The following is a 13,174-nucleotide window of genomic DNA, read 5'->3' on the forward strand; positions in this document are numbered from 1 at the left end:
CTCCCCTAACCCCTCCCGTAAACGGGAGGGGGACTATTCGGTCAGATCGTCCCAGAATTCCTTGACCTTGTCGAAGAAGCCACGCGATTGCGGGCATTCTTCGCCGGTTTCGGTCTCGCGGAATTCGCACAGCAATTCCTTTTGCCGTGCGGTCAGCCGGGTCGGCGTCTCGACGTCGATCTGGATGACAAGATCGCCCCTGCCGCGCCCCTGCAGCACGGGCATGCCTGCGCCGCGCACGCGCAGTTGCTTGCCGGACTGGATGCCTTCAGGAATGTTGACGCTGTGCTTGCTACCGTCGGGGCCGGGGATTTCGATTTCGCCGCCCAATGCCGCCTTAGTGAAACTGATCGGTGCGCGGCAGAACAGCGTTGTGCCATCGCGTTCGAACACCTTGTGGCGGGCGATGTGCATGAAGATGTAGAGATCGCCCGCCGGCGCGCCATTGGGCCCAGCCTCACCCTTACCGGCTATGCGAATGCGGGTGCCTTCGTCGACACCGGGGGGAATGTTGACTTCGATCTTCTGCCGTTCGTCGACACGGCCTTCGCCACTGCATTTGCGGCACGGATCTTCGATAACTTCGCCGCGACCATGGCAGGTTGGGCAAGTGCGTTCGACGACGAAAAAGCCTTGCTGCGCGCGCACCTTGCCATGCCCGCCGCAAAGATTGCAGCCACGCGTGCTGGTGCCGGGTTTCGCGCCCGTGCCATCGCAATCACCGCATTTCGCCGCGACATCGATCGCGATTTCGGTGGCCCGACCGTGGAAGGCATCTTCGAGACTAATTTCGAGGTCATAACGCAAATCGGCACCGCGTACCGGCCCTCGCTGGCGCCCGCCGCCAAAAGCATCGCCGAAAAAGCTTTCGAAGATGTCGGAGAAATCCCCAAAGCCGGCACCGCCACGTGCGCCGCCATTGCCCATCCCGCCATTTTCAAACGCAGCTTTGCCGAACCGGTCATAGGCTGCGCGTTTTTGCGGGTCTTTCAGGACATCATAGGCTTCGTTGATAGCCTTGAACTTGGCTTCGGATTTGTCGCATCCCGGATTACGATCCGGATGGCATTCCATCGCCAAGCGCCGATAGGCGGTCTTCAGCGTTTTTTCATCCGCCGTCCGCTCTACTTCGAGCAATTCATAATAATCGATATCGAGGCTCACGACCGACGTCCCTCCGTTCGTTGACCGCCCCTCTGCGCAAGGCAGAAGTGACGGTCACCGGTAATCATCAGTCTTTCTTGTCTTCGTCGACTTCGGAGAATTCGGCGTCGACGACATCATCGTCAGCCGGCGATTCTTCCGAAGGAGCAGCAGAAGCGCCTGCCGCCTGTTCCTGTTCGTAGATCGCCTGACCCATCTTCATCGCGACCTGGGCCAGGGCATTCGCCTTTTCCTTCATCGCTTCAGGGTCACCACCTTCGATAGCCGACTTGGTTTCGCCCATAGCCGCCTCGATTTCAGCTTTAAGTCCAGCGTCAATCTTGTCGCCATGCTCTTCAAGCTGCTTTTCGGTGGTGTGAACCAGACTTTCGGCATTGTTCTTGGCTTCGGCAGCTTCGCGGCGCTTCTTGTCTTCCTCAGCAAAGGCTTCGGCATCGCGGACCATCTGGTCAATGTCGGCATCTGACAGACCGCCAGAAGCTTGAATCTTGATCTGCTGTTCCTTGCCGGTGCCCTTGTCCTTCGCTGTCACGCTAACCAGACCGTTGGCATCGATATCGAAGGTCACTTCGATCTGCGGCACGCCGCGCGGTGCAGGCGGGATACCGACAAGGTCGAAATTGCCGAGCAGCTTATTATCTGCCGCCATTTCGCGCTCGCCCTGGAATACGCGGATAGTCACCGCATTCTGGTTGTCGTCCGCCGTCGAGTAAACCTGCGACTTCTTGGTCGGGATCGTCGTGTTGCGGTCGATCATGCGGGTAAACACGCCACCCAGCGTTTCGATACCCAGCGACAGCGGAGTCACGTCGAGCAGCAACACATCCTTGACGTCGCCCTGCAAAACGCCTGCCTGAATAGCAGCACCCATTGCAACGACTTCATCGGGGTTCACGCCGATATGCGGCTCCTTGCCAAAGAAGGTTTTCACCACGTCGCGCACCTTGGGCATACGGGTCATGCCGCCAACCATCACGACTTCGTCAATCGCGTCGGCTTTCAAACCCGCGTCAGCCAGCGCCTTTTTGCAAGGCTCCAGCGTGCGCTTGATCAAGTCGTCGACCAGCTTTTCAAGATCGGCGCGGCTGATATTCTTGACGAGATGCTTCGGACCATTTTGGTCTGCCGTGATGAACGGCAGGTTGACTTCGGTCGTCTGCGCCGAACTCAGCTCGATCTTCGCCTTTTCGGCAGCTTCTTTAAGGCGCTGAAGAGCGAGCTTGTCCTTGGTCAGGTCAATGCCTTCGGCCTTATTGAAATCGGCTGCGAGGAATTCGACCAGTTTGCTGTCGAAATCTTCACCGCCAAGGAAGGTGTCGCCGTTGGTCGATTTCACTTCGAACACGCCATCGCCGACTTCGAGGATCGAAATGTCGAAGGTGCCGCCGCCAAGATCATAGACCGCGATGGTTTTGTTCTCGTCCTTGTCGAGGCCGTACGCCAACGCAGCCGCAGTCGGCTCGTTGATGATGCGCAACACTTCAAGACCGGCAATCTGGCCGGCATCCTTGGTTGCCTGACGCTGGGCGTCGTTGAAATAAGCGGGAACGGTGATCACCGCCTGCGTCACGGTTTCACCCAGATAGGCTTCTGCCGTTTCCTTCATCTTCTGCAAGGTAAAGGCCGAAATCTGCGAAGGCGAATAATCTTCGCCACCTGCCTTAACCCATGCGTCGCCGGTCTTGCCCTTGACGATTTCATAGGGAACCAGGCCCATGTCCTTCTTGGTCATGGGGTCGTCAAAGCGACGGCCAATAAGACGCTTTACCGCGTAAATTGTGTTGTCCGGATTGGTCACCGCCTGGCGCTTGGCGGGCTGGCCGATAAGGCGCTCACCATCTTTCGCAAAGGCGACAATAGACGGCGTCGTGCGCGCGCCTTCCGCATTTTCAATAACCTTCGGCTGGCCGCCTTCCATCACAGCAACGCAGCTGTTTGTGGTGCCCAGATCGATACCAATAACTTTTGCCATTACATTCTACCCCGATAACTAAATTAGCCCTGTTTTTGGCGAGCAGCCCCTTCAGGCACCGCAGCCAAACATGCGAGGGCGATATAGGTGGCAAATCGCTTGGCACAAGGCTTTGCCCGGCTTACATTGTCAAAAATGCGGGCAATGCCCCGTTTCTGCACGGAAAAGTCAAAGCGGAAAGATAATGACGATGTTGAACATGCGCGCACGATTGGGACTGCTGGCTGCTCCGCTGCTGGTGACGATGCTGGCGAGCTGCGGCCCCACCCCGCAGCTTCGCGTCCACGACGCCGTCGTCAAGTTGAACCCTGTCGATAGCAATCCTTCCGCATTGTATTTCACAGTGCGTGGTGGGCCCAAGGACGTCTATCTGATGTCGGTCAGTTCGCGCTCTGCGCTCCGCACCGAAATGCACGAAAGCAAGGTCGATCCCAAGACCGGCGCAATGACGATGGCACCGCTGACGCGCGTGCTGATCCCTGCCGACGGAAAGGTCGAATTCAAGCGCGGCGGCAAGCATGTGATGGTATGGGGCGTCAATCTTGTCGGCCGCCGACTGGGCGAGATGGAGACGCAATTCCTGTTTTCGAACAATGAGCGCATATTGGTCAAAGCCCGCGTCGAGGAAATGGACGGTCGAGAGCCTGACGAGAAGACGGGCCACAACAACCACTGATGTTTGGTCCGCACCCTACCGGCCGACCCATGACCGCGCGCGAGATCCAACTCGCGCGCTCGGTGTTTCACGACGCCCTCGACTATGCAAAAATACGCATCCACAAGCGCAAATGGTGGTGGTTCCAGCCGCGCAAGATCACCATGGCGCCCGACGGGCATTTGTGGTTCCACCCCGATAGCGAATTGTTCTGCGACGATTTCTGCGACCGCGATCTGGGGCTGCAAGGGTTGTTCATTCACGAACTGGTGCATGTCTGGCAGCATCAGCAGGGCATTATCCTGCCGCTGCGTCGGCATCCCTTTTGCCGCTATGACTACAGCTTGAAACCGGGTTGGAAACTCGAGCAATATGGTATCGAACAGCAGGCTGAAATCGTCCGTCATTATTTCCTGCTGAAGAACAAAGTAAAGGTGGCAGGTGCTCCCCCGCTCGGGCAATATGAAGGCATACTGCCCTTCTGAAAGCTTGCACAATCTGGTTTCATTTGATACCAAATGTACAGAGGTGGCCCAACCCGCACCTCGCCCAAGAGACTTCCATGAAACTTGAAGATTTTGGCCTCAGCGCAGAGCGTGGCTACCTCTCAACCCATGAAATCGAAACGATAGAGCTGCCGCAGGGCTTTGACGAAATGCTCGACGCGGCTGCCAGCCTGTCTGGCCTGATAACCTCTGGCCGCGTGCGCCATTTCCTGAAGCAGGTCGGCCATCCCGACATGGCGGCATTCCTCGCCAGCGCAACGAACGAGCAGGTGCGCACCGCGATGGTGCATTACAGCTTCCTTGTGCAAGCCTATGTCTGGGGCGAAGCCGAAGCGCCAACCACCTTGCCCGCAAACCTTGCTATCCCCATCTGTGCGATTGGCGACCATCTGGGCCTGCCGCCGCTGCTCCCCTATTCGGGTTATGTGCTCGACAACTGGTACCGGCTCGACAAATCCAGCGGCATCAGCCTCGACAATATCGCGATGCACCAGAATTTCCTCGGCGGTCAGGACGAAAACTGGTTCGTCCTCGTCCATGTCGCGATCGAGGCAGAGGCTGGCCGTGCACTACAACTGGCGACTGAACTGGTTGAGGCAGCGGCACAGCATGACGCAGTCAAGGTCGAGCAACTGCTGACAGACATGAACCGTGTGTGGGATGCGATGAACGCGCATTTCGATCGCATGCCCGAACGCTGCGATCCCTATATCTATTACCAGCGCGTCCGCCCCTACATCCACGGCTGGAAGAACAATCCGGCGCTGCCCGATGGCCTGATCTATGAAGGCGTCGCCAAATTTGCGGGCAAACCGCAGGCATTTCGCGGGCAGACCGGTTCGCAAAGCTCGATTGTGCCCGCGATGGACGGGCTGTTTCAGGTGGTGCACGAAAGCGATCCGCTACGCGAGTTTCTCGACGAATTGCACCAATACCGCCCGCCACAGCACCGCGCCTTCATCGATGCGGTGCGTGAAGCCAGCACGGTGCGCGATTTCGCCAAAACACAAAACCAGTCGGTCAAGGACGCCTTCAACGCCTGCGTCGAACAGGTCGCGCGTTTCCGCACCCGGCACCTTGAATATGCCGCCAGCTACATCAACAAGCAGGCCTCGTCAGGTGCGGGCAACGACACCGACGTCGGCACCGGCGGCACGCCTTTCATGAAATATCTGAAAAAGCACCGCGACGAAAATCGCGCGCAGACGATTTAAATAGGGACAGTCCCTATTTTAGGCCGGTTGGGGCAACAGCCCCAGCCGGTCGCGCGACAGCCAGCGCAGCAGCACCAGCGCCGCAACGATGCCGAGGCCGATGGCAAGGCCGATCCAGATGCCGACCCCTTCCCAGTTCTGGTAAAAGGCAAGCCAGGCGCCCACGCCAATCCCGATCACCCAATAGCCAAAAGCCGCGAAAAGCATTGGCCAAGTGGTATCCTGCAAACCGCGCAGCATGCCGGTGCCCACCACCTGCGCGCCGTCGACAATCTGAAAAACCGCGGCGACCAGCAGGAACTGGATAGCAAGCCGCAGCACCTCCGCATTTTGAACTTTATCGGGTTCAAGAAACAGCCCGGCCAGTGCCCCCGGCATCACCCAAATGACGAGCGCCATTGCGGTCATAAAGCCAACGCCCAACGCATAGGCCGTCCATCCCGCGCGGCGAATGGCTTCGGGATCGCGGCGACCATAGCCGAGCCCGACCCGCACGGTTGCCGCCTGCCCCAGACCCATCGGCACCATGAACGTCATTGATGCAATCTGGATCGCAACCGCATGCGCGGCAGCCGCTTCGGTGCTGATATAGCCCATCAGGAAAACCGCAGCGGCAAACACCATCGCCTCAAAACCCATATGCAGCCCGATCGGAAGTCCCAGTTTCCAGATCGTCGAAAAACGCTGCCAATCAGCGCGCCACCAGCGGCCGAGCAAATGATAACGCCGAAAGCGGGGATGGACGTAGAGCACCGCACACAGAAACAGGAACTGGAACAGGCTGGTGAGCGAGCTGCCGACACCTGCACCGAACAACCCCCATTTGGGCAAGCCGAAATGGCCGAAGATCAGGCCGTAATTGACGACCGCATTGACAACGACAGCCGCAGCTCCTGCAACCATCGTCCAGCGCGGCAGCTCCAGCGCGGCCATGAATCCCCGGATCGCGACCACGCCCAAAGCGGGCCATATCTGCCACATCAACGCACGAATGAAGATGCCCGTATCGGCCGCAAGCTGCTGTGGCTGGCCTGCCCATTCGAGCATCGCGCCGACATTCCACAATATCGCCCAGATCGGAATCGAAACCGCCGTCGCGGCCCATAAAGACTGCCTGAAACTCCGCCGCACATCGCGCACCGAATGCGCTTTGCGCCCCAGTTCGGCTGCCATCAGCGGCGATGCGGCAACCACAATGCCGATACCGATCAGCAACATCGCGATCACTATCCCCGAACCCATCGCCGACGCCGCCAACGCTCCGGGGCCCAGCCGTGCGAGCAGGAACACGTCGGTCGAATTGATCAGGACCATCGTGATATTGGTAAGGATCAAAGGCCAAGCGAGCGCCATCGTCGCGCGAAGCTCGTCGCGCCAGGGGGACTGGCGATCCAAAAGGCTTGCCGCTGTGGCCATGGCCCTCAAATAGCCCAGCAATTTACCCACGGCTAGTGCAGGAAACGCTTCCAGCTTTCCGGCTTGCGCTTTTGCGCGGCCTGTCTCAAAAGCGCAACATTGGGGAAAGATGAAAAGGACAATAAGTGACTGCCCCGAAACGTATTCAGGAAAATCTCACTGCTGCGGCTGAGCGCCGCCTGCTCAACTGGATTTGCGCGCGACTACCACTTTGGTGGACGCCCGACCGGTTGACCGCGCTCGGATTTTCCGGCGCTGTCCTGATCTCGGTTGGCTATATTGCGAGCAATTGGGGGCGTGACTGGCTTTGGCTGGCGGTCTTCGGCTTTTGCCTGAACTGGTTCGGTGACTCACTGGACGGCAGCGTCGCGCGGTTCCGCAAGATTGAACGGCCCAATTATGGATATTTCATAGACCACAGTCTCGATTCACTGGCCAATACTCTGTTCGTGGTCGGCATGGGCCTCAGCCCCTATTTGCGGATGGACACGGCGCTGTTCGGCCTGTGCGGATATTTGCTGCTCTCGATTCACACCTTCATTTCGGCGAAGGTCACCGGCATTATGAGCCTGACCTATCTGGGCGGCGGGCCCACCGAGGTCCGCTTGGTGTTGATCGTGCTGACCATATGCATGTATATTTTCGGTCCCGAAGCGAACATTCATTGGCCCTTTGCAGGTCAGTTGTTTTCGCCCTTTGATATATTCGCAGTGGTGCTCGGCTTTTTGCTGACCAGTATCTTCGTGTTCCATACCTCGCGGACGGGGATCGAGTTGTTCCGCAAGGGCGGGTGAGAGTATTCCTACTTTTCAACGCCAATTTTCCGCTAACTGAGTAACGCGTTGACTTTATCGAAATAAAGTCCAGCTATTTTGGACATAGATGAACAACACGACCGCCACAGAACTGGAATTTGGAGCTGCTTTCATCGGTAGCTACATGATTCTATGCGCTCGAATCGAAGAGTGGGCAGCCAGCGTTCTCATTTCAGCAACGCCGACGGCCGCTAATGGATCGCCCGCCAAAATACCGCGAATGCTGGGGCCTAAACTGAAAGCCATTTCAGAGCTTGTTGGTAGTGAGCCGAATCCTTTTGCGAAACCAAACCGCGTAGCGGAATTGATGGCGCGTTTCGCAGCACCCGCGAAATTGAGATCAGATATGGCACATTCTACGCTAACTCCGGTCAAAAATGGTGCAGAAACAGTTTACCTATTTCATACTGTCGACAACGGCGATCGATTTTGGATGACCAAAACCGATATGCTTAAAGCACTGACCGAACTCAAAAATCTGGTGAAAGAAGTGACTGATCAGAAGATCAAAAATATCAATCCGCCTTCTTAGCTACCCCGACCATTGCCGGACGCAACAGCCGATCCTTGATCATATAACCCGCCTGCATTTCGGCAACCACGGTGCCCGGCTCTGCATCGGCAGTCGGAATTTCGACCATCGCCTGATGCTGGTTCGGATCGAGCGGCAGACCCATGGCTGCTATGCGGCTGATGCCATGCTTGGCGAAGACGCTTTCAAGCTCGCGGCCCGTCGCTTCGAGACCGGTGACCAAAGGCTTCATCGCCTCGCTCTCGCGCATTTCGGCGGGGATTGCTTCCAGCGCGCGCGTCAGATTGTCCGATACCGAAAGGATATCGCGGGCAAAGCCTGTCGCGGCATAAGCGCGCGCATCGGCGGCTTCCTTTTCCATGCGGCGGCGCACATTCTGCACCTCTGCCTGCGCGTAAAGAATGTCCTGACGCGCGGTTTCCAGCTCGTTCGCCAGCTTGTTCAGCTCTTCCGCCGCGCTGTCTTCCGCCTTCAGATGTTCGGGCACGCCTTCCAGCTCCTGCTCAGCCGCTGCGTCGATATTGTCCTTGTCGTTCATAACTGCCCCGAATGTCTGTGTTGAAGGCGCATATAGGCGCTCGCTTCATTTCATCAAGCGTGACAGGGCCTGCGCAGTGAAATCAACCATCGGCACGATACGCGCATAGTTCAGGCGGGTCGGGCCAATCACCCCGACGACGCCGACAATCTGCCCACCTGCGTCACGATAGGGTGCTGCGATCACCGAGGATCCCGACAGCGAGAAGAGGTTATTCTCCGACCCGATGAAAATCCGCGTCGCCTGCGCTTCGCGCGCGCTGTCGATCAGGCGAGCGATTTCTTCCTTATTCTCCAGCTCGTCAAGCAACTGACGGACGCGATCGAGATCGGCAGCGGCGGTTTCGTCGAGCAGATTTGATTGCCCACGCACGATCAGCACCGGACGTTCATTGGCGTCGAGCGACCACATGGCGAGGCCATTGCGCACCAGTTCCGCGCTCGCCTGGTCAAGCGCCGCCTTTTGCCCGCGTATCTCGGAATCGAGCCGAACCAAGGCATCGGACAATGTGAGCCCGGAAAGCCGCGCGCTGATATAATTTCCTGCCTCTACCAAGGCCCCGTCGCTGACCACAGGAGATATCTCGACCAGCCGGTTTTCAACCGACCCGTCCGCGCCGACCATGATCGCCAGCGCCTGCCTTGCCGAGAGCCGGGCAAAGCTGAATTGTTTGAGCACCGCCTCGCGCTTGGGAACCATGACCACGCCTGCGCACGCTGACAGTCCCGACAAGGCGGAGGTCGCAGCGGCAAGCGCGGTCTCAATCGGCCCGCTGCCGGCAATCTGCGATTCGATCGCGCGCCGTTCTTCGGCAGTCGGCTCGGCTGCCTGCATCATGCCATCGACAAACAACCGCAACCCGCTTTCGGTCGGCAAACGGCCTGCACTCGTATGCGGCGAAGCGAGCAACCCCGCCTCCTCCAAATCCTGCATCACGTTGCGGATCGAGGCTGGTGACAGGTTCAAACCGCCGATTTTGGACAGCGTCCTCGACCCCACCGGCGCGCCCGATTCCAGATAGCTTTCGACGACGACCTTGAAGATCGTGCGCGTGCGATCGTTGAGTTCGGTGATGGGGGGCTGGCTCACATGCCAAATGTAGCGACTGGGCCTTGCAAAGCAAGCCAGCACGGCTAAGGCGATGCGTCCCATCATCAGGAGAACCTTCATGCGCCCATCCGGACGCGCGCCAGACGAAATGCGCGCCATTTTCATCGAAACCGCTTTCACCAAACATGCCGAGGGCAGCGTGCTGATCGGGTTTGGCGATACGCAGGTGCTGTGCACGGCGAGTGTCGAGGATCGCTTGCCGCCATGGTTGCGCGGCAAGGGCGAAGGCTGGGTGACCGCGGAATATTCGATGCTCCCCCGCGCCACGCACACACGCGGCCAGCGCGAAGCGGCGAAGGGCAAGCAATCTGGCCGCACGCAGGAAATTCAGCGGCTCATTGGTCGCTCGCTGCGCGCAGTGGTCGACATGAAGAAACTGGGCGAGTTCCAGATCACGCTCGATTGCGACGTGCTGCAGGCCGATGGCGGCACCCGCACCGCGGCGATTTCGGGCGCATGGGTTGCTCTGCGCCTCGCGGTCAACAAGCTGATGGCCGAAGGCAAGATCAAGGAAGACCCGATCACCGGTCGCGTTGCAGCGGTCAGTTGCGGTATCTGCGATGGCACGCCGGTGCTTGATCTCGATTATATCGAAGATTCAAGCGCCGATGCCGATGCCAATTTTGTGCTGATCGAAGGCGGCAAGATTGCTGAGGTACAGGCGACAGCTGAAGGCGCGACCTATGACGAGGAAGCCCTGCTCCGCCTCCTGCGCCTCGCGCGGATGGGTTGCGACCGGATTTTTGCAGCCCAAGGCGAAGCGGTGAAGTGACACTTAGCCCTCTCCCCTTCAGGGGAGAGGGTTGGGAGAGGGGGAGTCTTGCCCAAAGTCCCTCTCCGCTGCGACTAGGCGTCAAAGACGCCAAGTCTCGCTGCCTCTCCCCTGAAGGAGAGAGGATGGTAAGGAGAAACCATGACCCACCGCAAACTCGCACCCGGAAAGCTGGTCATCGCCAGTCATAATGCTGGCAAGGTCCGCGAAATCCACGCGCTGCTCGAACCGTTCGGGATCGAACCGGTATCGGCCGGGGATCTTGGCCTGCCCGAGCCGGAGGAAACCGGCACCACCTTCGCCGAAAACGCGCTGCTGAAGGCGCATGCTTCGGCGCAGGCTTCAGGCCTGCCCGCGCTTGCCGACGACAGCGGATTGTGCGTGGCAGCATTGAATGGCGCGCCGGGGGTTTACACCGCCGATTGGGCCGAGAAACAGTGGTTCGAGGCACAGGCGCTCGGCGGGGCGGGCCGCGACTGGTATCTGGCGATGGGCAAGGTGGAGGGGAAGCTGGCGGAACAAGGCCCCGATGTCGATCGCAGCGCCTATTTCACCTGCACGCTCGCGCTAGTGTGGCCCGACGGGCACGAGGAGGTCTTCGAAGGCCGCGTCCACGGAGCCCTCGCCTGGCCGCCGCGAGGGACAATGGGGTTTGGTTATGATCCGGTGTTCGTGCCGCTGGGCGGTCAGCAGACTTTCGCCGAGCTCGATCCTGCCGAAAAACATGCGATGAGCCACCGCGCCGATGCGTTTCGAAAGCTGGTTGAGGTCCTTTTCGACTGAGCATAATTTTATCCGGATAATATTGACAAGAGTTTTATCCGGATATAATTAGATTACATGACAAACAGAAACCCGACCGTATCCGCCTTTCTGGGCGACAATTTGCTCGGCTCCAGCAGCCGTGAGTCTTTGACCAGCATGCTTGAAGAGCGCTACCCGAGCGACTTGGGTTCGATTCTCGTCTTCGATGATGAGACCGGAAAGCTGGCCGATCTCGATTTCTGGGATGCAGCCAAAACCGCACCTCCGCCAACGTCCGGTCGCCCCCGGCTAGGGGTGAAAGCGCGCGAAGTGACATTGCTTCCGCGCCATTGGGACTGGTTAGCATCAGAGCCCGGCGGTGCATCGGCGACGCTTCGCCGTCTGGTCGATGCGGCGATCGATGCATCCCCAAAATCGCGCCAACGCCGTGATGCCATCTACAATTTCATGAGCAATTTGTGCGGTGATCGTCCAGGCTTCGAAGAGGCAACGCGCGCGCTGTATCGCGACGATATGGAGGCTTTTGACGCGAACATTGCAGCATGGCCTGACGATATCAAAAGCTATCTCGACCGATTGGCTGGCAAAGTGGTGCTAGCGGACTCGACAGCACCATAGATGGATGCCCCCCTCGCCCTCTATATCCACTGGCCGTTCTGCGTTTCGAAATGCCCCTATTGCGATTTTAACAGCCATGTGCGCGATAGTGTGGATCAACAAGTATGGCGCGAGGCGCTGCTGGCCGACCTCGCGCATGAAGCGCGGCTGACCGCAGGCCGCAAGCTCGGTTCGATCTTCTTCGGTGGCGGCACACCCTCCTTGATGCCGCCCGAGACTGCGGCGAGTTTGATCGAAGCGGCGGAGCGGGCCTGGGGCTTTGCCGACGATGTTGAAATCACGCTGGAGGCCAACCCTTCCTCTGTCGAAGCAGCGCGCTTTACCGAGTTGGCAGCGGCGGGGGTCAATCGGGTGTCGCTGGGGCTACAGGCGCTCAACGACGAAACTCTTGGCTTTTTGGGGCGTGCGCATAAGGTCGAAGAGAGCCTTGCAGCGCTAGACGCGGCGCAGCAGCATTTCGACCGGGTCAGCATCGACCTGATCTACGCCCGCCCCCACCAGACGCCGCAGCAATGGGCGGCCGAGTTGGCACACGCCATCGGCTTTGGCACGACGCATATGTCTCTCTACCAGCTCACCATCGAACCCGGCACCCGCTTCGCCACCGAAGTTGCCAAACGGCAATGGGAACCGCTCGATGATGATGCCGCTGCTGACCTTTACGAGCTCACACAGGCACGGATGGAGGCAGCAGGCCTTCCCGCCTATGAAATCAGCAACCACGCCACACCGGGACAGGAAAGCCAGCACAATCTCGCCTACTGGCGCTATCAGGATTATGTCGGGATCGGCCCCGGTGCACATGGGCGCCGCACTGGTATGGCCACGCAACGGCACCGCAAGCCCGAAAATTTCCTGGGCGCGGTTGCGCGCAATGCGCACGGGCTGCAAGTTGAAGATCCGCTCGACAGCGCGACACAGGCGATGGAAGCGCTTTTGATGGGGCTGCGGCTGCGCGAGGGTGTGGATATCTCCGCGCTGAGTGACCGTTTTGCAATCGACTCCGGCGATCTAATCGATTGGACGGCTGTGGAAAAATTGGCGGCGCTGGGGTTTGTCCTTACTTCTCCCCTCCCGCAAGCGGGAGGGGGCGGGGG

14 protein-coding genes are annotated in these 13,174 nt (G+C 58.9%); 9 read left to right on the forward strand and 5 right to left on the reverse strand.

All coding sequences use genetic code 11. From position 1 onward, the window contains the following. Positions 1-33: 33 nt before the first annotated feature. Positions 34-1,164: a molecular chaperone DnaJ gene (gene dnaJ / locus ABL922_RS12965; RefSeq protein ID WP_349024630.1), complete on the reverse strand. Its 1,131-nt coding sequence runs from the start codon at positions 1,162-1,164 to the stop codon at positions 34-36. Between the two features lie 67 nt (positions 1,165-1,231). Beyond that, positions 1,232-3,136, reverse strand: a complete 1,905-nt coding sequence (gene dnaK / locus ABL922_RS12970; RefSeq protein ID WP_349024631.1) for a molecular chaperone DnaK — start codon at positions 3,134-3,136, stop codon at positions 1,232-1,234. Positions 3,137-3,320: 184 nt separating this feature from the next. On the opposite strand from dnaK, the gene ABL922_RS12975 reads away from it, so the two are divergent. The 3 genes from ABL922_RS12975 (at position 3,321) to ABL922_RS12985 (ending at position 5,511) form a co-directional block, all read left to right on the forward strand. Continuing rightward, a complete protein-coding gene (locus tag ABL922_RS12975; RefSeq protein ID WP_349024632.1) occupies positions 3,321-3,812 on the forward strand; it encodes a copper chaperone PCu(A)C in 492 nt (163 codons plus the stop codon). 29 nt (positions 3,813-3,841) lie between these two features. Next, entirely contained in the window at positions 3,842-4,276 is a 435-nt protein-coding gene (locus ABL922_RS12980; protein WP_349024633.1) for a vgr related protein, read from the forward strand. A 77-nt stretch (positions 4,277-4,353) separates the two neighbouring features. After that, positions 4,354-5,511 (forward strand): indoleamine 2,3-dioxygenase, encoded by a 1,158-nt coding sequence (locus tag ABL922_RS12985; protein ID WP_349024634.1) that lies wholly within the window; start codon positions 4,354-4,356, stop codon positions 5,509-5,511. 18 nt (positions 5,512-5,529) lie between these two features. Here the strand turns inward: ABL922_RS12985 and ABL922_RS12990 are convergent, their stop codons facing one another. Then, positions 5,530-6,927, reverse strand: coding sequence for an MATE family efflux transporter (locus tag ABL922_RS12990; RefSeq protein ID WP_349024635.1), 1,398 nt, complete (start codon positions 6,925-6,927; stop codon positions 5,530-5,532). A gap of 125 nt (positions 6,928-7,052) precedes the next feature. Between ABL922_RS12990 and ABL922_RS12995 the strand changes: the two genes are divergently transcribed. Together ABL922_RS12995 and ABL922_RS13000 are read left to right on the forward strand one after the other, a co-directional pair. Further along, entirely contained in the window at positions 7,053-7,721 is a 669-nt protein-coding gene (locus ABL922_RS12995; protein WP_349024636.1) for a CDP-alcohol phosphatidyltransferase family protein, read from the forward strand. Positions 7,722-7,809: 88 nt separating this feature from the next. Further along, positions 7,810-8,274, forward strand: coding sequence for a hypothetical protein (locus tag ABL922_RS13000; protein WP_349024637.1), 465 nt, complete (start codon positions 7,810-7,812; stop codon positions 8,272-8,274). Here ABL922_RS13000 and grpE read toward each other — a convergent pair. Both grpE and hrcA read right to left on the reverse strand, forming a co-directional pair. Next, positions 8,258-8,812, reverse strand: a complete 555-nt coding sequence (gene grpE / locus ABL922_RS13005; RefSeq protein WP_349024638.1) for a nucleotide exchange factor GrpE — start codon at positions 8,810-8,812, stop codon at positions 8,258-8,260. The genes ABL922_RS13000 and grpE overlap by 17 nt on opposite strands. A 45-nt stretch (positions 8,813-8,857) precedes the next feature. Beyond that, positions 8,858-9,901: a heat-inducible transcriptional repressor HrcA gene (gene hrcA, locus ABL922_RS13010; RefSeq protein ID WP_349024639.1), complete on the reverse strand. Its 1,044-nt coding sequence runs from the start codon at positions 9,899-9,901 to the stop codon at positions 8,858-8,860. Positions 9,902-9,980: 79 nt separating this feature from the next. Here hrcA and rph point away from each other — a divergent pair, with 79 nt between their 5' ends. The 4 genes from rph to hemW form a co-directional block, all read left to right on the forward strand. Continuing rightward, positions 9,981-10,694: a ribonuclease PH gene (rph, locus tag ABL922_RS13015; RefSeq protein WP_349024640.1), complete on the forward strand. Its 714-nt coding sequence runs from the start codon at positions 9,981-9,983 to the stop codon at positions 10,692-10,694. A gap of 141 nt (positions 10,695-10,835) precedes the next feature. Beyond that, a complete protein-coding gene (gene rdgB / locus ABL922_RS13020; protein WP_349024641.1) occupies positions 10,836-11,477 on the forward strand; it encodes an RdgB/HAM1 family non-canonical purine NTP pyrophosphatase in 642 nt (213 codons plus the stop codon). Between the two features lie 57 nt (positions 11,478-11,534). Further along, positions 11,535-12,077, forward strand: a complete 543-nt coding sequence (locus ABL922_RS13025; RefSeq protein WP_349024642.1) for a DUF2239 family protein — start codon at positions 11,535-11,537, stop codon at positions 12,075-12,077. Further along, on the forward strand, positions 12,078-13,174 hold a 1,097-nt coding region (gene hemW / locus ABL922_RS13030), incomplete at its 3' end, for a radical SAM family heme chaperone HemW (protein ID WP_349024643.1).

This window comes from Sphingorhabdus sp. (assembly GCF_040079335.1).
In the GTDB taxonomy this organism is placed as follows: domain Bacteria; phylum Pseudomonadota; class Alphaproteobacteria; order Sphingomonadales; family Sphingomonadaceae; genus Sphingorhabdus_B.

Coding starts and splice junctions, on each gene's coding strand:
- rph (WP_349024640.1), top strand. CDS start 9,981: ATGCGCCCATCCGGACGCGCGCCAGACGAAATGCGCGCCATTTTCATC.
- ABL922_RS12985 (WP_349024634.1), top strand. CDS start 4,354: ATGAAACTTGAAGATTTTGGCCTCAGCGCAGAGCGTGGCTACCTCTCA.
- ABL922_RS12980 (WP_349024633.1), top strand. CDS start 3,842: ATGACCGCGCGCGAGATCCAACTCGCGCGCTCGGTGTTTCACGACGCC.
- rdgB (WP_349024641.1), top strand. CDS start 10,836: ATGACCCACCGCAAACTCGCACCCGGAAAGCTGGTCATCGCCAGTCAT.
- grpE (WP_349024638.1), bottom strand. CDS start 8,812: ATGAACGACAAGGACAATATCGACGCAGCGGCTGAGCAGGAGCTGGAA.
- ABL922_RS13025 (WP_349024642.1), top strand. CDS start 11,535: ATGACAAACAGAAACCCGACCGTATCCGCCTTTCTGGGCGACAATTTG.
- ABL922_RS12990 (WP_349024635.1), bottom strand. CDS start 6,927: ATGGCCACAGCGGCAAGCCTTTTGGATCGCCAGTCCCCCTGGCGCGAC.
- ABL922_RS12975 (WP_349024632.1), top strand. CDS start 3,321: ATGACGATGTTGAACATGCGCGCACGATTGGGACTGCTGGCTGCTCCG.
- dnaK (WP_349024631.1), bottom strand. CDS start 3,136: ATGGCAAAAGTTATTGGTATCGATCTGGGCACCACAAACAGCTGCGTT.
- ABL922_RS13000 (WP_349024637.1), top strand. CDS start 7,810: ATGAACAACACGACCGCCACAGAACTGGAATTTGGAGCTGCTTTCATC.